Consider the following 17,347-nt stretch of genomic DNA (forward strand, 5'->3'; position numbering starts at 1 on the left):
TTAGCATGAGTCCGCCAGACGAACCATATGAATTGAGCCTGCATAAGATTAACGAACACGTTTCAGGCGATTAATACGCCGGTGCGGCATAAAAGCGTCGGAAAAGGCGACCTGTCTGGAAAAATTTCGATTTTCCAGACAGATACCACTCAGGATATCAAGATGCCGGTTCTGATGCTGCGCCATGCGCTGCCATCGGAATAGGCAAGCTGCGCGCCCGCCGATGCATCCGTAACGTAGAACAAGGCGCCCGCGCCGTGATTCGCGGCGATAGGCATTGTGAGTTTCGAATAGGATGCAGGCCGGATCGGTCCATCGACATCAAGACGCGTCACCGGTGTATTGCTTCCGATTGCGGTATTGCCCGTCGCGCGATCCACACGCATTACCTGACGCCACGTACCCAGATCGTCACTCACCTTGATGCTGAAATCGCTGCTGCCGTTCAGGCCCATTTCGGCATAGCCGGTCCAGCTGGTCTGGAACAGAAGGCTCGCCGTGTCGGTCGCGGCCTGCTTGTTGACCTTGATCTGATGCCCCGCGCCTGCATTGTTGAACAGGCTTGCCGCCGCCGAAAGAGCGAAACGATTGACCGCATCCGCCGTCGCCTGAATGCCCAGCATCGATACGGACAGTTCGTCCGGCACGCCACTGCCGGTAGGGTTCCAGTCCGTTCCATCGAAAACCAGAAGCTGCGCTTCCGATTCGACATAGGCTTGCCAGCCGATCGCCGGTTGAATGAACAGCCAGCCATCATCGATGAACGAAGCGACCATGCCCTTCTTGCCAGACCAAGCACCTGTGGCGGGCAGTGCAACGATATAGCGCGCGCCAGCGGAAGGTGCTGCCGGTGGGGCGGTGAGGCTGCGCGATTTCACACTTAAATTCACCACCGCATCCAGCAGCCGCAATGCTTCATTATGCGTGACATGCTTCTGCGCCTGACTGGGCAGAATATAGGGAAGTTTCAGATTGGGCGTTTCATCCATGTTCGGCTCCTCGTGTTTGGTGGTACGAAGAGCTTAGTCCAGGCGAACGACACGGGGATAAGTGCGGATCAGCTGCCGCGATAGGTGGAATAGGACCAAGGGCTGACAAGCAGCGGCACGTGATAATGTCCGTCCACATCCGCCACGGCGAACCGGATCGGAATGAGATCGAGGAAAGGCGGATTGGCCTGATCGGCCCCGCGCCCTGCAAAATACTCGGCCACATGGAATTGCAGCTCGTAAACGCCAATCTGCATGCCGTCGCCGGTCAGCAGCGGTGCATCAGTGCGCCCGTCCAGATTGGTGACAACGCGCTTGATCAGTTCCGGTGTGCCCTTGCTGATGCGATAGAGCTCGATGCGCATTGCCGCAGCCGGGCTGCCATGCGCTGTGTCGAGAACGTGTGTGGAAAGTCTGCCCATGTTTCCCTCGAATAATATTCAGATTGGTTTGGCCGACTGGATGCAGAAAACGACATCTGGGAAGAAATATTCTTCCAGATTGTCCTCCTTGCCAGCGCGGTCGACAATGAGAAAATCCGATTTCTGCTCAAGCGCCAGAAGCGGATGATGCCAGACATTCTTGAGATAGTTGACGCCCTGATCGCCCTTGGCAAGGAAAACACGCGGCCGTGCGGGCTTGCCGTCGGCATCTTCAGCGACAACGACCAGAAACGGACGCCGCTCCAGCGGTATGAAGGCCTGCGAACCGAAGGGATGACGCTCCATCATGACGATATCGATGGGCGCTTCAAAAGACTGGCCGCGGAAAATATTGATGAGTACACGCGCTTGCGTGCCTTCTGCCTCGACGCGCGCCAGATCATGAAAACGCTCGGTCGAACCATTGTTGATGAGACGCCGCTCTGCCCCTTCAACCTCGATGACATCGCCGAACGGCGCGAATGCTTGCTTGGTCAGCGGCTCTACCGCGAGCGTCTCAACCTTCAACTTTGCCTCCCGAAAAACAGTACTGGAGTATGACAAAGCGTTGTCCCGCGCCGCTTGTCAATCGCGAAGCAGTTTCAATCAGATATGATAAAGGCCGGACATGATCCGGCCTCTCGCAACCACGGTGAAATAAGCCCTGCATATTCGCGCGGGAGCGCGTTTCACTTTTTCTTTGAAAAGCCGTAGAGCGCTGAAATGCCCAAGAGCGCCACCGCCTGCACCGCCATGATCATATAGATGAAATCAACCTTCACCCCAGCGGCAATCGCAACGAGCGCCGCGCCGATCAGGCCAAGGGAAAGGAAGGAGAATATTCGGGCGAGCTGTCTTGTTTGACGAGATTCGGCGGCGAGCGATGCGGTAGCGACGCGTGACTTTGCTCTGTGCGGCATATCCAACTCCTGACCGTGATGAATACGATTTCCGAATTCCGAACGCATAACCGTCTCAGGTCCATTCTTGACGTATCAGGCAGTTACCGTTTGAAATCCCACTATATAAGGCCTATGCCGTTTCGACAATAACACCATAAATAAATTGGAAATGACTTCCATGGCGCTCGTTTTCGACAGCAGTTTCTCTCCTGAATATGGGAAGCCGGTTGAGCTAAGTAAAGGGATTGTCCGCGTGACGGTGAACAATCCGAGCGCCTTCACCTTTCATGGCACCAACAGCTATATCGTTGGCCGGGACACGCTGGCAATCATCGATCCGGGTCCCGTCGATGAGGCCCACTATCAGGCTCTGCTTGCTGCCATTGCAGGACGCCCCGTCAGCCATATTTTCGTCAGCCACACGCACCGTGATCACTCGCCGCTAGCCGAGCGCCTCAAAAACGAGCTGGGTGCAAAAACGGTTGCCGAAGGCCCGCACCGGCCCGCCCGCCCCTATCATGCGGGCGAAGTGAACGTGCTAGAAGCCAGTGCCGACACGGATTTTGCGCCCGATATCGTGCTTGCCGATGGCGGAACCGTTGAAGGCGATGGCTGGGCGCTTCAAGGCCTTCACACACCGGGCCATGCCGCAAACCACATGGCATTCGAGCTGAAAGGCACGGATATCCTGTTTTCGGCCGATCATGTGATGGCCTGGGCTACCTCCATCGTCGCCCCGCCGGATGGCTCAATGAGCGACTATATGGCCTCGCTCGAAAAGCTTCTGGCACGTGACGATCATGTCTATCTGCCCGGCCATGGCGGTGCGGTGACCAAGCCCGCCGCCTTTGTGCGCGGATTGCGGGCCCATCGCAAAATGCGCGAGCGCGCGGTTTTTCAGCGCATCATGCAAGGCGACCGCACCATCGGCGATATGGTGAAGGCGATCTATCGCGATACCGATCCGCGCCTCCATGGCGCAGCAGCTCTGTCGGTGCTGGCGCATCTGGAAGATCTGGTCGGGCGCGGGGAAATCGTGACCGAAGGCGACCCATCGCTCGAAAGCATCTACCAGCCTGCATAAACAACGCTATTCGACGTCCGCAGGTGCCTTGTTCACTTCGCCTTCCAGGCTTCCAAGAAATTCGGTGATGAAGGCCGCATTCTGCCCCAGATCGCGTTTTCCATAGCGCGAGAGCGAACGGATATCGACATAGGTGGTTTCACCTTCATCCAGCAGCCGGATGACGATATCGCTCTTGAGACCGAGAATGAAACTATGCGCCGTCGCGACAAAGCGGGTGGCGCTTTCCTCCGGCAACGGCGCATCGTTGACGATTACCTGCCAGCCGAAACTCTTCAACACGGTCTGCACACCCTGCGCCACGCGGTCGGGCGCTGCCTCATAGCGGCGGCCCAGTACATCGGGATAGGCGGTGAGCTGCGTCAGCGCATCGCCGCTGACCGCCGGTGTCAGCGGGTTCATCCATTGCAGGCGGGCGGGCATGTCGGTGGGAAATTGCGGCGGCGTCTCGAAATCGGTCGAAATATCGTAGAGCGCTGGCGAGCTGATCCAGAGAATGCCCAGCAAACCGAGCGGCGCCAGCACGATGCAGGCAAACACGCAGGCCGTGAAGGATCGCGCCCCGCCCTTGTCGCCATTGACCCAGAGATTGCGAAAACCCTTGGCTGCGCAGATCAGCGCCAGCAGGGCCAGAGCGCCGCTTAACCCGGCGGCAAGGACGAAATCAGGCGTTTCAAGCTTCCAGAAGCGGTGCAACACGAAAGCCAGCGCCAGCAATACGGCAGCGAAGACCCCGAACCGCAAGGCCCAGACCGCAGAACGCGACTGTCGCCGCTGATAGCGAAGTTTTCTCATCCAGGTTCCCAGAAGCACATCCCGAAAAATACAACGCACTTTTCGGCAGAATCCCAAAACGGCCACAACATTCAGCCACGCTTATGAATAGCAGAGAGATTTGAACCCGGCAAAACATGCAGCTGTACAGTTTTGCATAATCATCTTTACTGCCTGGAAAGCACACGTATTGCGCGATCATGGCACACTAAAAACGCATGAAGTGCAGGCTATTTTTGGCTCACTATTGCCGCCTAACAGAAAAAAGCGAGGTAAATCAATCAAAAGAGCATTGCAGCAACTACTAATGAAGGGCATGATCGATTATTAGGGGGCTTTTTTCGGATTCGTCGGAGAGGACGGAATGAACCACGCGCCTGAAAACAGTGCCAACGGGATTGGCACCACCACCCGGTCGGGCAGCGCCGAAGAAAGCGCCCAGACGGGTCTTGAAACAAGTACGATGACGCTCGAAGCCGTCGAGCTGGAATTTGCGCTCGGGGCCATTGACGTGCTGATCGAGGGGTTTGATGCAGCGCTTGCCAAGGCCGCAGAACGTGTGGGTGGCGAAGTTCTGTTCAACATGCCGGCGCTCGACACCAGCGAAGCCCAGCGCATCGGCGCGATCGCCATTGCCGGGCAGCCGCAGGATCAGGTGATTTTCGTCACGCTGCGCAATGACGGCACAACCCTGTCGGTCGAACCGCCGAAGGGCGAGAATGCGCTTTTCGAAAGCCTTGGCCGCAACTATGCCGCCGTCATGAAAAGCCTGTCGCCGAAGGAGCAGACCAACGGCGCTTGATCATTTCGGCGGGGTGGATTTTTTGACGCCTGGAACACCTGCCTGAAGATTGTGCGCAGGCACCGGGTTCAGCGTCATCGACGTTTCAACATCGCGCAGCAGTACGAATTTCATGCCCTTGGCCTTCAGAGCCATTATGCCTTTGGCAACGCCCTCGCCCGCCGACCGTGTCGGCTGATTGATATGCGAGATGATGACATCGCCATCGCGGGCCGCCGATATGCGCCGCGCCACAGTCGGCGCCAGCAACGATGCGCCCTGATCGCCATTCAGCGAATAACCGCCGATCTTGTAGCCAAGGCTTGTGGCGAGCGCCACGGCATCGGTCGAATAGCGGGCTGTCGCATCGCGATAATATTGCGGCTTTGGCGCACCAGCCCCGACAATCGACGTCGATCCGCCTTCGATTTCCGAGCGCACGGCATCCAGCGATCCGGCGGTCTTGATGCCATACATCGTCGGCACATTGGTAATGGCCGGAACATGCATAGCGCCGTGATCCTCAATCGCGAACAGGTCGGGATTGGCTTTCATCACCGCAAAGGCTTCCGCGTTTTGTTTCAACCAGCGCCCGGTCACAAAGATCGTCGCGGGAATGCGCTCCTTGACCAGCGTATCGAGAATGCGATGGTCCGTCTTGCCCATGCAGGCATCAAGCGTCAGCGCCACTTGCGGCGTTGCACTGCCGCCGCGTGCGATGTGCAGCTGCGGCTCCACGATCCGAACCTTTTCCGGTTGGGCCGCATCCTGCGGTGAAACCTCGACAGCGCCTGCCGTGCTGCAAGCGAAAACAAGCGCGGCCCCCGCCGCAGAAATGAAACGACGCATGGCCCGTTCTTCTGAAAGTGTAAATTTCGAAGGATTTTAATACGTCGGGCAATATTGTCCAGTGTGCCGACCCAACTGAATGGGGCCGACATACTAACACTTTGTTGTTATAGGGATTTTCCTTGCCAGAGCGAAAGCGCTCCTTCCTTTTCGGGAGCGCTTTCTTTTGGCTTTACGCCTTGCGCACGGCTGCCTGTGCGGCGGCGAGCCGGGCAATCGGCACGCGGAACGGCGAGCAGGACACATAATCAAGGCCGGTCTTTTCACAGAAGGCGATAGACGACGGATCACCACCATGCTCACCACAAATGCCGAGCTTGATCTTGTCGCGCGTCTTGCGTCCACGCTCGGCGGCGATCTGCACCAGTTCGCCCACACCATCCACATCGAGCGACACGAATGGGTCCTGCTCCACCACACCACGCTGCTGGTAGGTAGTGAGGAAGCCTGCCGCGTCATCGCGCGAAATGCCAAATGTAGTCTGGGTCAGGTCGTTGGTGCCGAACGAGAAGAACTCTGCCGTTTCGGCGATTTCCGCTGCGCGCAAAGCTGCACGCGGCAGTTCGATCATCGTACCGACCATATAGTCGATCTTGACGCCCGCTTCCTTCATGACGTCCTGAGCCACCGCATCGATGCGCGCCTTGACGAAATCCAGTTCCGCCTTGAGGCCGACCAGCGGCACCATAACTTCCGGCACCACCGGTTCGCCGGTTTTCTTGCCTGCATCGACGGCAGCTTCGAAAATGGCGCGCGCCTGCATTTCCGCAATTTCCGGATAGGAAATCGCCAGGCGACAGCCGCGATGGCCCAGCATCGGGTTGAACTCGTGCAGGCTTTCGGCGCGCTCGCGCAGCTTCACCGCGTCTACGCCCATGGAGCTGGCCACTTCGGCGACTTCCTCGTCCGTATGCGGCAGGAATTCGTGTAGCGGCGGATCGAGCAGACGGATCGTGACCGGCAGGCCCTTCATGATTTCGAACAGTTCGGCAAAGTCGGAACGCTGCATCGGCAGAAGCTTGGTCAGCGCTGCGCGACGGCCTTCTTCATTGTCGGAGAGGATCATCTCGCGCATCGCAACAATGCGGCTTCCCTCGAAAAACATGTGTTCGGTGCGGCAAAGACCGATGCCTTCCGCGCCGAAAGACCGGGCCGTGCGGGCATCCGCAGGCGTTTCGGCATTGGCGCGTACTTTCATGCGGCGTTGGCGGTCGGCCCATTCCATCAATTGGCCAAAGTCGCCGGAAAGCTCCGGCTGCAGCATGGCGACAGCGCCTTTCAGCACCTGCCCGCTCGAACCGTCAACGGTGACGACATCGCCCTTCTTGAAGGTCTGTCCGGCAGCCAGCATGGTGCCGTTGCGATAATCGACGCGCAGCGAACCGGCGCCCGAAACGCAAGGCTTGCCCATACCGCGCGCCACAACCGCCGCATGGCTGGTCATGCCGCCGCGTGTCGTCAGAATGCCTTCTGCTGCGTGCATGCCATGAATGTCTTCCGGGCTGGTTTCGATACGAACCAGAATGACCTTGCGGCCTTCCGACTTCGCCTGTTCGGCATCTTCCGACGAGAAGACGATTTCACCCGTCGCAGCACCCGGCGAGGCAGGCAGGCCCTGACCGACGATCTGGCGCTCGGCGCGGGGATCGATGGTCGGGTGCAACAGCTGATCCAGCGCTGCCGGATCAATGCGCAGCACGGCCTCTTCCTCGGTGATCAGCCCTTCGCCAGCCATTTCGACGGCCATTTTAAGCGCGGCCTTGGCGGTGCGCTTGCCCGAACGGGTCTGGAGCATCCAGAGCTTACCGCGCTCGATGGTGAATTCCAGATCCTGCATGTCGCGATAATGCTGTTCCAGTCGGTCGGCGACCTTGAGGAATTCGGCAAACGCTTCCGGCATCACCTTTTCCAGCGACGGTTTGTCGGAACCGGCAGCGATGCGCGCTTCTTCGGTGATGTTCTGCGGCGTGCGAATGCCCGCCACCACGTCTTCGCCCTGCGCATTGACGAGGAATTCGCCGTAAAGGTTCTTCTCGCCGGTCGAAGGATTGCGTGTGAAGGCTACGCCCGTGGCGGAAGTCTCGCCCATATTGCCGAACACCATGGCCTGCACATTGACCGCCGTGCCCCAGGCCGCCGGGATATTGTGCAAACGGCGATAGGTGATGGCGCGGGCATTCATCCAGCTGGAGAAAACAGCACCTATGGCGCCCCAAAGCTGCTCATGCGGGTCCTGCGGAAAAGGCTGGCCCAGCTCTTCCTCGACCTTGGCCTTGTAGAGCGAAATGACATCTTTCCAGTCGTCCGCCGTCAGCGCCGTGTCGACATCGACGGCGAGATCGGCCTTCTTGTCTTCGAGAATTTCCTCAAAGAAACCATGATCGACGCCCAGCACCACATCCGAATACATTTGGATGAAACGGCGGTAGCTGTCATAGGCGAAGCGCTCGTCACCGGCTTCGCGGGCGATGGCCTGCACGGTTTCGTCGTTGAGACCGAGATTAAGCACCGTATCCATCATGCCGGGCATGGAGGCGCGTGCGCCGGAACGAACCGACACCAGCAGCGGCTTATCAGCATCGCCGAAATTGCGGCCTGTCACCTTGGCGATATGGACAAGCGCTGCGCGCACCTGCTCGTCCAGTTCGGACGGATAATTGCGGTCATGGTCGTAATAATAGGTGCAGACTTCGGTGGTGATCGTAAAGCCGGGCGGTACGGGCAGACCGAGGCTGCTCATTTCAGCCAGATTCGCTCCCTTGCCGCCGAGAAGATTACGGTCGCTTGCCGCACCTTCCGCCTTGCCGTCGCCGAACGTGTACACCCACTTCGCCATCATGGCCTCCCTTGATGCAGGAACGGTTCACAAAAGGCTTGCAACAATTGCAAGTACTCCCAGAACCTGCTGTCCGTTGCTTATGCGATCCGCAAGGCTGCTGCCAACCAAAAAAGACAAGCCGCGACAATAGAATCGATTAGAGGCGGGAATAGCTGCGCGGAGGCCACATAACGGATTGACTCTGCTGGGCAGATACAGCAAGAATAAGAACAAACAAAGAACATATTGGAGTTGGACCATGCGTATCACGGGCAAGCTCGACTATCTGGAAATGCCAGCTGGAAACGGATCGCTTGATGCGACCAAGAGTTTCTATGCGCGTGCCTTCGGCTGGTCTTTCACCGATTACGGCCCGACCTATTCAGCCTTCTCGGAAGGATTGGATGGCGGCTTTGACGCCGATCCGCAGGCAACAGCGAAGCCGCTGCCGGTGCTTTATGCGCTGAGGCTCGAAACCGCGCTTCAGGCCGTGACCGAAGCTGGCGGAACCATTGTGAAGCCGATCTTTGCCTTTCCGGGCGGACGACGTTTTCATTTCACCGATCCGGCGGGTAATGAACTCGCAGTCTGGAGCGACCTGTAAAACCCGTTTGTGGCGGTAGACTACCGAGCGTCAATGAATGTGCTCGGCAGAAGCGCGATCGACTGTTTCCATCTGCAAGGTGGTGTGGTCAAGATCGTATTTCTCCTGCAAGACCTGCTCGACCGCGCGGCGCACGGTTTCGCCCTCCGCGCCGTCGGCCAGCACAATATGGGCGGTCAGGGATTGCTGGTTCTTGGTGAGCGACCAGACATGAAGGTCGTGGAGGGTCGCCACACCCGGTACAGCCAGCACGGCTTTCTGCAAGTCGTTGAGGTCGAGTCCCGCAGGGACGCCTTCCAGCAGGATATTGATGCATTCCTTGAGCAGCACCCATGTGCGCGGAAAGACCATGAAACCGATACCGATGGCGATCACCGAATCCACCCATTCCCATCCGGTCAGATAAATGATCGCAGCGCCGACGATCACGCCGACAGAGCCCAGCATATCCGCCCAGACCTCGAGATAAGCGCCCTTGACGTTTAGGCTTTGATCCTTGTGTCCCATCAAGACCCGCATCGATATCAGGTTGATCACCAGCCCGATCACGGCGACGACCATCATGCCAACCGATTGCACATCGGCTGGACTTGAAAGACGCACATAGGCTTCATAGAGGATATAGAAAGCCACGCCGAGTAGCAGAAGTGCATTGACCGTCGCGGCAAGGATTTCGAACCGGGCATAGCCGTAGGTGCGAAGGATATCGGCGGCCCGGCGGCCCAGATATATGGCGATCAGGGCAAGAAGCAGCGCAAAACTGTCCGTCGCCATATGCATGGCGTCGGATAACAGCGCCAAACTGCCGGTGACGAAACTGCCGATGATCTCGATGATCATGAAAAGGCTGGTTATAGCAAACGCGATCCATAGCCTTGGTAGCGGCGTATCGCTGACATCTCCGTGGTCGTGATCACCGCTCAAGCCGGTCCTCCGCACAGATTGTGTTTTTAGCTCGCTTCGCGCAGGCGTTCAGCCGTTTGCAGATCGACCGAAACCAGCTGGCTGACGCCCTGTTCGCCCATGGTGACGCCGAACAGACGATTCATACGCGCCATGGTGATCGGATTATGCGTGATGACCACGAAACGCGTTTCGGTTGAAGCCGCCATCTCATCCATCAGATTGCAATAGCGCTCAACATTGTGGTCGTCGAGTGGCGCGTCCACTTCGTCCAGCACGCAGATCGGCGCCGGATTGGTGAGAAACACCGCAAAGATCAGCGCCATCGCCGTCAGCGCCTGCTCGCCGCCTGACAGCAGCGTCATGGTCTGCGGCTTTTTCCCGGGTGGACGGGCGAGAATTTCAAGCCCGGCTTCCAGCGGATCGTCGCTTTCGATCAGTTGCAGTTCCGCCGTGCCGCCGCCGAACAGATGCGTGAACAGGCGCTGGAACTGCACATTCACCACCTCGAAGGCGGCCAGCAGACGCTCGCGTCCTTCGCGGTTCAGGCTCTGGATCGCCTGACGCAATTTCTTGATCGCCTCGATAACATCCTCGCGCTCGGACACAATCGCATCTAGACGGTCCGAAAGCTCCTGGCTTTCTTCTTCGGCGCGCAGGTTGACCGCGCCAAGCCGCTCGCGCTCGATCTTGAGCCGCTCCAGCTGGCGTTCCAGCTGATCGGGGTCAGGAATAGCATCATCGGCCTTCAGCCCGGTATGGCGAATCGCTTCATGCGGCGCGCAATTAAGCGCTTCAACGATACGGGCTTCCGCATCCTTGAGCCGCTCTTCGGCTGCGGCGAGGCGTTCTTCGGCGCGGGCACGCTGCTCGCGGCTTGATGCCAGATGCTGAATGGCAAGCGTCGCTGCCTTGTCGAGTTCGGCCTGCGCGGTCTCAGCCTCGGCCAGAATATCAGCGGCTTCTTTACGACGATCATCCGCCAGGGAAAGCTCGTTCAACAGCGCCCGACGGCGGGCCTCGATCTCGTCCGGCGCTTCGGCCAGACCTTCCGCCTCGTCTGCCGTCTCGGCGCGACGGTCGTTCAGCGACGCAATCTGCCGGTCGGCATTTTCCGCGCGCGAAATCCAGTTGCGTCGCTCCAGCGCAATCATGTCCAGACGGCGCAACCGCGCTTCGGCTTCGCGACGCAGCCCTTCATAAGCGGCGCGTGCTTCGGCCAAAGCCGTGCGGTCGGAGAGGACTTCGCTCGTCAGCGCTGCAAGGCGTTGCGCAATGGCCTCCAGATCCGGCATTTCACCGAGCCGGTCTTCCGCTTCCGCGACGCGGATCTGCGCTTCTTCCAGATTTTCTTCCAGCCGCGCCTTGGATTCGTCCAGAGCCGAACGGCGGGTTGCAAGCTGCCCTGCCGCACGCTCGGCGACCGCCAGCGCTTCACGCGCCTCGTCCAGCTTGCGCTGATTGGTGCGCCACTGATCGCGGGCGACACGCTCATGTTCGACGGCTTCGCGCACCGAAGCTTCGGCGCGGCGCACGGCCTGTTCGGCCTCATCGACGCCTTTGCGGGCGGCAACCGATTCCTGCTCGAGTTCGCTCAGGCGGTTCTTCTGGGCCAGACGTTGTGCTGCCGGTGTCGGCGCATCGGCGCTTGCCGTATAGCCATCCCAGCGCCACAGCGCACCGGCCTTGCTCACCAGCCGCTGGCCGGGACGCAAAAGCGCCTGCAAACGCTGCCCATCACTATCCGACACAACGCCGACTTGGGCCAGCCTGCGGCGCAATTGCTGCGGCCCATCGACCAGCCGGTCAAGCGGCGTTGCCCCTTGTGGCAAGGCCGGATCGGCTTCCGGTGCCGGATTATAAGCCCAATAGACCGGTGCATTGTCGTCGCTTGCCGCGTCGAGGTCTTCACCCAAGGCCGCGCCGAGGGCGATTTCATAACCCTTTTCAACGCGCAGCTCTTCCACCACCGGCGGAAACTGGCCGGTTTCGCCAGCATTGAGAATACGCGCCAGCGTCTGTGCTTCGGTCTCGATGCGGCTCAGTTCCGTGCGCGCTTCGTTCAAAGGCTGACGGCTTGCCGCTTCGACTTCGCGTGCGCCTGCGACCAGTTCTTCTGCCGCAACAACCGCTTCTTCAGCCGCAGCAAGCGCATCCGCACAGGCGTCAACCACGATGCGCTTTTCTGCCGGATCGAACAGACCGCCGATCTGCTGGACGACAGCGGCAATATCGCGCTCGATAGTGTCCATCTGCACGGCAAGGCGGTCGCGGCGATCCTGTGTTTCCTTCAAAGCGCGTTCGATCTGCGCCCGTTCGGCGGTCGCTTCCGCCCGTTCGGCGGTCACCCGCGCCAGCGCGCCTTCGCTATCGGTCAGGCGAATTTCCGCCTCTTCGAACAGCGCACGCAATTCCTCGTCGCGCTCGCCCGATGCTTCGTTGGAGGCGACCAGTTCCTGTTCTTCTTCTTCCAGCTTCGCCAGAATATCGGCATTCTCGCGCACCATCTGCTCTTCACGAGCAATGTCGGCAGTCAGCTGTTCCAGCCGCTTCATCAGCTCGGCGCGGCGGGCGCGAATGCGTCCGTCCTCTTCGTCCAGTTGGGTGCGGGCAATTGATAGGCGCTGCAAGGCGGCGGCAGCCTTGGCTTCGGCCTCGCGCAGTTCCGGCAGCTTATGCGCGCCAATCGCCTGATCGCGAGCCGCGTTCATCTGCGCCTGCGCCATATCGCCGACAGTCGCGGTCGCAGCCGACAAGGCGCTTTGTGCCTCGCCTTCCTGCGCTTTGGCCTGGCTCCAGCGCAGATGCAGCAAGGCGGCTTCCGCACGGCGAATATCCGCGGAAAGCGCCTTGAAACGGTTGGCCTGACGCGCCTGACGCTTCAGGCTTTCGATCTGGCTACCCAACTCGCCGACCACATCGTCAAGACGGTCGAGATTGCCCTCGGCAGCACGCAGGCGTAGTTCCGCTTCGTGGCGACGCGTATGCAGGCCGGAAATACCGGCAGCTTCTTCCAGAAGCGCACGGCGCGCCTGCGGCTTTGCCTGAATGAGTTCGCCGATGCGGCCCTGCCCGACCATGGACGGCGAACGCGCGCCCGTCGATTGATCCGCAAAGAGTAACTGCACATCCTTGGCGCGAGCTTCCTTACCATTGATGCGATAGACGGAGCCTGCCTCGCGCTCGATACGGCGCGACACCTGCAACTCATCGGCGTCGTTATAGCTCGCGGGAGCCGTGCGGTCGGAATTGTCGAGGAAAAGCGTCACTTCCGCCGTATTGCGCGCCGGGCGCGTGGCAGAACCGGAGAAAATGACATCGTCCATGCCGGAAGCGCGCATGTTCTTGTATGAGTTTTCACCCATCACCCAGCGCAAGGCTTCCACCAGATTGGATTTGCCGCAGCCATTCGGCCCGACAACGCCGGTCAGCCCGCCTTCGATGACGAACTCCATGGGTTCGACGAAGGACTTGAAACCGACCAAGCGCAGTTTGGAGAAGCGCATCAGCAAGCTCCTCCAGTTTTATCGCCCATTCCAGAAACGACAAAAGCGGACGCAGTGATGCGTCCGCTTTTCATCCGGGAAAACGGGTCAGAGAAGCTTGTCGATGATTGCCGACATTTCGTCAACCGAAAGGGCTCCAGCGTATTTTTGGCCGTTGATGAAGAAGGTTGGCGTCGCATTGACTCCATAATCCTTCGATCCACGTTCCATCGTGGCTCTCACATCATCGAGAACTTGCTGGTTCGTCAAGCAAGCCTTGAAGGACTCCTGTGTAAAACCGGCAAGTTTTGCGATTTGCAGCAGGGCGGCTTCACCATCTTCGGCGGTTGCCCACTGTTGCTGCTGCTTGAAGAACACGTCGACCATCGGGAAATAGCGATCTTCCGGGGCGCAGCGCGCCAGCATGAACGCAGCCGTTGCGCGCGGATCGAATGGGAATTCGCGGAAGATGAGCCGCGCCTTGCCTGTATCGATATATTTTTCCTTGATTTTCGGGAAGGTATTGATCGTGAATTCGGCGCAATGCGGGCAGGTCAGCGATGCATATTCGATGATCGTCACCGGTGCATCGGCCTTGCCGTAGACCATATCCTTGAGCTTGCCCGGCTCGGCGATCTTCGCCGCATCGACAGTGCCTTCCGGGGCACGGTCCTGCGCCAGAGCGCCCGTTGCAGAAGCTCCTGCAAAAGCCAGTCCGGCAGCAGCCGATCCAGCGAGAGAAATGACGTGTCTGCGATTAAGCACTGCAGGCATCCGAATCATCCAGTCCTGTTTCATTTGGTTGTTCGATATATAATCTAAGGCGGCAGAGAAATATTCGCCAGACCCGCATCGTTCACATGAAAGTCAGCAGACCACCGATATTGTTTCCATATGCAGAACGACTAGCCCAGTTCTTGCTTCAACTCGCTGCAAACTGCCGAAGCCTTGCATCAAATTTATGGCGGCTTGTATCGCAATTAAGCGTTTTTGCAATTGCAGGAAGTTTCTGGCAACGCACTGAGCTTAATCCGTCTTTTTGCCGGAACTTCGCTTTTCCACCAGAATATTCTTGCCAAGCCGTGCAAGTGCTGCCCGCAAGGCATCATCCTCGATTCCGTCCGTCGCCTTGTCGATCCGGCGCTCTTCCGAAGGGGCCAGCGGAGCAAGCCGCTTGGCCCGGCGCTTGGCCGGTATAGCAGGTGGCTTTTGCTCGATGCGGATGCGCCCGATGGCCGAAAAGCCAAGAAAGCCATTGACGCGACTGATGATTTCGCCGGTCTCGTGCTGGATCTGTAAGGCGGCAAAACCTTCGCAAGCGATGATCAAGGTCGCAGGTTTGAATGGGTCATCTTCATGCAGGCGACGCGGCCAGAGAATACGCAACGGGCGCGATGTGGCGCCAATGGCCGGGCCGACGATATCTTCCCAGGATTGCAGGAGCGAGAGATTGATGCCCGCACGTTTCTGGAGCATCGGGTCCATCAGACCCGAGGTCATATCCGCCAGCGGTCGAAATCCGCGTTTTGATTTTGGCTCGCTCATCGCGCTCCATTATAGCCGCGAAACCACTCCACAAACAAAGGAATACCTTCATCGAGCGTCGTTTTGGGGCTGAAACCCAGATCGCGGGCGGCCAGCGTGATATCCGCATAGGTGCGCGGAACGTCTGCGGCAGGCATCGGTTCAAGCCTGCGGATCGCTTCCCTACCCGTCGCCTTCTCGATTGCCGCAATGAAATCATTGAGCATGACCGGGCGGTTGTTGCCGAGATTATAGACCGGTGCCGTTTCCTCTGGCTTTTCCAGAATGCGCTTTACCGCGCCGACAACGCCGCTGACGATATCCTCCACGAACGTAAAATCGCGCTGCATCTCGCCATTGTTGAAAACGCGGATGGGCTCCCCTTTCAGGATCGCCGAAGTGAAAAGCCATGGCGCCATATCCGGTCGTCCAAAGGGGCCGTAAACAGTGAAAAAGCGCAAGCCCGTCGAATGCAGCTTGTGTACATGGCTGTAGGAAAAAGCCAGAAGTTCGCCCGAGCGCTTCGTCGCGGCATAGACCGAAACCGGATGATTGACCGGATCGCTTTCTGAAAAAGGAATTTTCTCGTTTGCGCCATAAACCGAAGACGAACTGGCATAGACCACAGGCGGGCGCTTCTCGAGCTTCAGCGCGGTCTCGAAAATATTGACCTGCCCCATGACATTGGCCGAAACATAGGCAGCCGGGTTTTCGATGGAATAACGCACGCCCGCCTGCGCGGCGAGATGCACGATCACATCGGCATCCCTATCCGCGCCAATGGCACTCTTGATCGCTTCCGCATCCGCAATATCGGCTTTGGCAAAACGAAAACCATCGCGCGCCAGAAGCTTGGCCAGCCGCGTTTCCTTCAGCTCGACCTGATAGTAGTCATTGACATTATCGATACCGACAACCTGCCAGCCTTCGTCCAGCAGGCGTTGCGCCGTGTGGTATCCGATGAAACCGGCGGCCCCCGTTACTATCGCTTTCATGCAATCGACTTCTTTCCGAATACGCACATTTCAAGTCCGGCGCGCCGTGCGGCCATGACCCGGCGGGACGCGGCTGCATTCAGCGCCGCAAGGAAGAACATGGTCGACGAAATCGTGACTTCGTGCAGCAGCGGATTGTGCAGCATGCCGTAACTGCCTGAGACGATAGCGAAATAGATCAGGGCTCTGCGCATTGCCCAGCTATCTGCGGTTCGCCACAGATAGACGAAAATAGACAGGAAGGCACCGGTCATGAAGATCAGGCCGATGATACCGTCATTCAGCAATTCGTCGAGAACAGTATTGTGCACATGGCGGAAACCAGCCAGCATCGGAGCCTGCTCGCCCGCTTCCGTACGCACCTCATTCATTTTGGAATAGGAACCGACGCCCGCAATCGGATGCTGCACGATGATCTTGCTGGCGCTTTTCCACAGCACCTCGCGAATATCGGCGGAAATCTTGTCTTCCCACTGCTTGCTGTCACCGGTGTCGTAATACTCGATCATGCCCGAAAAGCGCTTCGAAATGATGTCACCGACAGGACCGACGACAACAAGCGCCGCCAAAGCAACGCCCAGTGCGGCATAGACGCTCCCCTGCTGGCGAATGCTGAAACGCTTCAGAAAGAAAATGATTTCAATCGCCGCAAAGACAGGCAAAACCACGATCACGGCCCGGGTTTCCGAGGTCAACACCGCCGCCAGACCAAGCACAAGCCAGTGCGGCCCGTTCGGGAGATAGCGCGATGCCTGGCGCAAAGGTATCGCTGCCGAGATGGCCGAGACGCCCACAACAAAGGCAAAAACCGCCTGATTGCCGCCGATCCCGATACGTCCGCCAGCGGTGACCGCCAGATACAGCGCAGCAATAGTGGCGACGAGGACGCCGACACGCGCGCCAAGCACATAGGCGCGCAGCGGGTCGCGGATCAAAGCCATGCCGGAGCCTGCAAAGGCGAAAACCGCAATCAGCAGCGTATAGCCGATCTGACGGTTATCGTTGAACGGTTCACCGCGAAACAGGATCAGCCCAAGCGACCAGGCCGCATAAAACAGAATGAAAATATAGAATTTCTTGCAATGGAGCCGCGCGACCGCATGGCGGCCGCAAGCCATATAGATCCCGATGCAAGAAAAGACGAATAAAATCAAAGGACCGAGGCCGACCCGGATAGGCATCGCCGCCGAGGCCACGCCCAAAATCCAGGGATCTAC

General features: G+C 58.6%; 16 protein-coding genes. 3 read left to right on the forward strand and 13 right to left on the reverse strand.

Annotated features, from left to right (window positions below; all coding sequences use genetic code 11):
• Positions 1–149: 149 nt before the first annotated feature.
• From WIX40_RS11100 to WIX40_RS11115, 4 genes are all read right to left on the reverse strand, one after another.
• Complete coding sequence (locus WIX40_RS11100) at positions 150–989, reverse strand: DUF2793 domain-containing protein (protein ID WP_339439906.1); 840 nt, start codon at positions 987–989, stop codon at positions 150–152.
• 68 nt (positions 990–1,057) lie between these two features.
• On the reverse strand, positions 1,058–1,411 hold the full coding sequence (uraH, locus tag WIX40_RS11105; protein ID WP_339439907.1) for a hydroxyisourate hydrolase: 354 nt from the start codon (positions 1,409–1,411) through the stop codon (positions 1,058–1,060).
• Between the two features lie 18 nt (positions 1,412–1,429).
• A complete protein-coding gene (locus WIX40_RS11110) occupies positions 1,430–1,939 on the reverse strand; it encodes an ureidoglycolate lyase (RefSeq protein WP_283736070.1) in 510 nt (169 codons plus the stop codon).
• A 161-nt stretch (positions 1,940–2,100) separates the two neighbouring features.
• Positions 2,101–2,379 carry a hypothetical protein gene (locus WIX40_RS11115; RefSeq protein WP_121539526.1) on the reverse strand — a complete coding sequence of 93 codons (279 nt, stop codon included), beginning with the start codon at positions 2,377–2,379 and terminating at the stop codon, positions 2,101–2,103.
• A 112-nt stretch (positions 2,380–2,491) separates the two neighbouring features.
• On the opposite strand from WIX40_RS11115, the gene WIX40_RS11120 reads away from it, so the two are divergent.
• Positions 2,492–3,397 (forward strand): MBL fold metallo-hydrolase, encoded by a 906-nt coding sequence (locus WIX40_RS11120; RefSeq protein WP_339439908.1) that lies wholly within the window; start codon positions 2,492–2,494, stop codon positions 3,395–3,397.
• 6 nt (positions 3,398–3,403) lie between these two features.
• On the opposite strand, the gene WIX40_RS11125 is transcribed toward WIX40_RS11120, so the two are convergent.
• The gene (locus WIX40_RS11125) at positions 3,404–4,192 is read right to left on the reverse strand and encodes a DUF1499 domain-containing protein (protein WP_339439910.1); all 789 of its coding nucleotides are present in this window, start codon (positions 4,190–4,192) and stop codon (positions 3,404–3,406) included.
• Between the two features lie 442 nt (positions 4,193–4,634).
• Here WIX40_RS11125 and WIX40_RS11130 point away from each other — a divergent pair, with 442 nt between their 5' ends.
• The gene (locus tag WIX40_RS11130) at positions 4,635–4,973 is read left to right on the forward strand and encodes a hypothetical protein (protein WP_036592710.1); all 339 of its coding nucleotides are present in this window, start codon (positions 4,635–4,637) and stop codon (positions 4,971–4,973) included.
• Here WIX40_RS11130 and WIX40_RS11135 read toward each other — a convergent pair whose 3' ends face one another.
• Both WIX40_RS11135 and ppdK read right to left on the reverse strand, forming a co-directional pair.
• A complete protein-coding gene (locus WIX40_RS11135; protein ID WP_339439911.1) occupies positions 4,974–5,801 on the reverse strand; it encodes a polysaccharide deacetylase family protein in 828 nt (275 codons plus the stop codon).
• Positions 5,802–5,973: 172 nt separating this feature from the next.
• Positions 5,974–8,637 (reverse strand): pyruvate, phosphate dikinase, encoded by a 2,664-nt coding sequence (gene ppdK, locus WIX40_RS11140; RefSeq protein ID WP_339440998.1) that lies wholly within the window; start codon positions 8,635–8,637, stop codon positions 5,974–5,976.
• A gap of 241 nt (positions 8,638–8,878) precedes the next feature.
• On the opposite strand from ppdK, the gene WIX40_RS11145 reads away from it, so the two are divergent.
• Positions 8,879–9,223, forward strand: coding sequence for a VOC family protein (locus WIX40_RS11145; RefSeq protein WP_339439912.1), 345 nt, complete (start codon positions 8,879–8,881; stop codon positions 9,221–9,223).
• Positions 9,224–9,253: 30 nt separating this feature from the next.
• On the opposite strand, the gene WIX40_RS11150 is transcribed toward WIX40_RS11145, so the two are convergent.
• The 6 genes from WIX40_RS11150 to WIX40_RS11175 form a co-directional block, all read right to left on the reverse strand.
• Positions 9,254–10,147, reverse strand: a complete 894-nt coding sequence (locus tag WIX40_RS11150; RefSeq protein ID WP_339439913.1) for a cation diffusion facilitator family transporter — start codon at positions 10,145–10,147, stop codon at positions 9,254–9,256.
• A gap of 26 nt (positions 10,148–10,173) precedes the next feature.
• Positions 10,174–13,632, reverse strand: a complete 3,459-nt coding sequence (smc, locus tag WIX40_RS11155; protein WP_339439914.1) for a chromosome segregation protein SMC — start codon at positions 13,630–13,632, stop codon at positions 10,174–10,176.
• 87 nt (positions 13,633–13,719) lie between these two features.
• Positions 13,720–14,385: a DsbA family protein gene (locus tag WIX40_RS11160; protein ID WP_109370185.1), complete on the reverse strand. Its 666-nt coding sequence runs from the start codon at positions 14,383–14,385 to the stop codon at positions 13,720–13,722.
• 252 nt (positions 14,386–14,637) lie between these two features.
• The gene (locus WIX40_RS11165) at positions 14,638–15,156 is read right to left on the reverse strand and encodes a DUF721 domain-containing protein (protein WP_339439915.1); all 519 of its coding nucleotides are present in this window, start codon (positions 15,154–15,156) and stop codon (positions 14,638–14,640) included.
• A complete protein-coding gene (locus tag WIX40_RS11170; RefSeq protein WP_339439916.1) occupies positions 15,153–16,130 on the reverse strand; it encodes an SDR family NAD(P)-dependent oxidoreductase in 978 nt (325 codons plus the stop codon). The genes WIX40_RS11165 and WIX40_RS11170 overlap by 4 nt, the downstream gene beginning before the upstream one ends.
• Positions 16,127–17,248: an O-antigen ligase family protein gene (locus WIX40_RS11175; protein WP_339439917.1), complete on the reverse strand. Its 1,122-nt coding sequence runs from the start codon at positions 17,246–17,248 to the stop codon at positions 16,127–16,129. Before WIX40_RS11175 ends, WIX40_RS11170 begins: the two co-directional genes overlap by 4 nt.
• Between the last annotated feature and the right edge of the window lie 99 nt (positions 17,249–17,347).

It is taken from the genome of Ochrobactrum teleogrylli (assembly GCF_037482325.1).
In the GTDB taxonomy this organism is placed as follows: domain Bacteria; phylum Pseudomonadota; class Alphaproteobacteria; order Rhizobiales; family Rhizobiaceae; genus Brucella; species Brucella teleogrylli.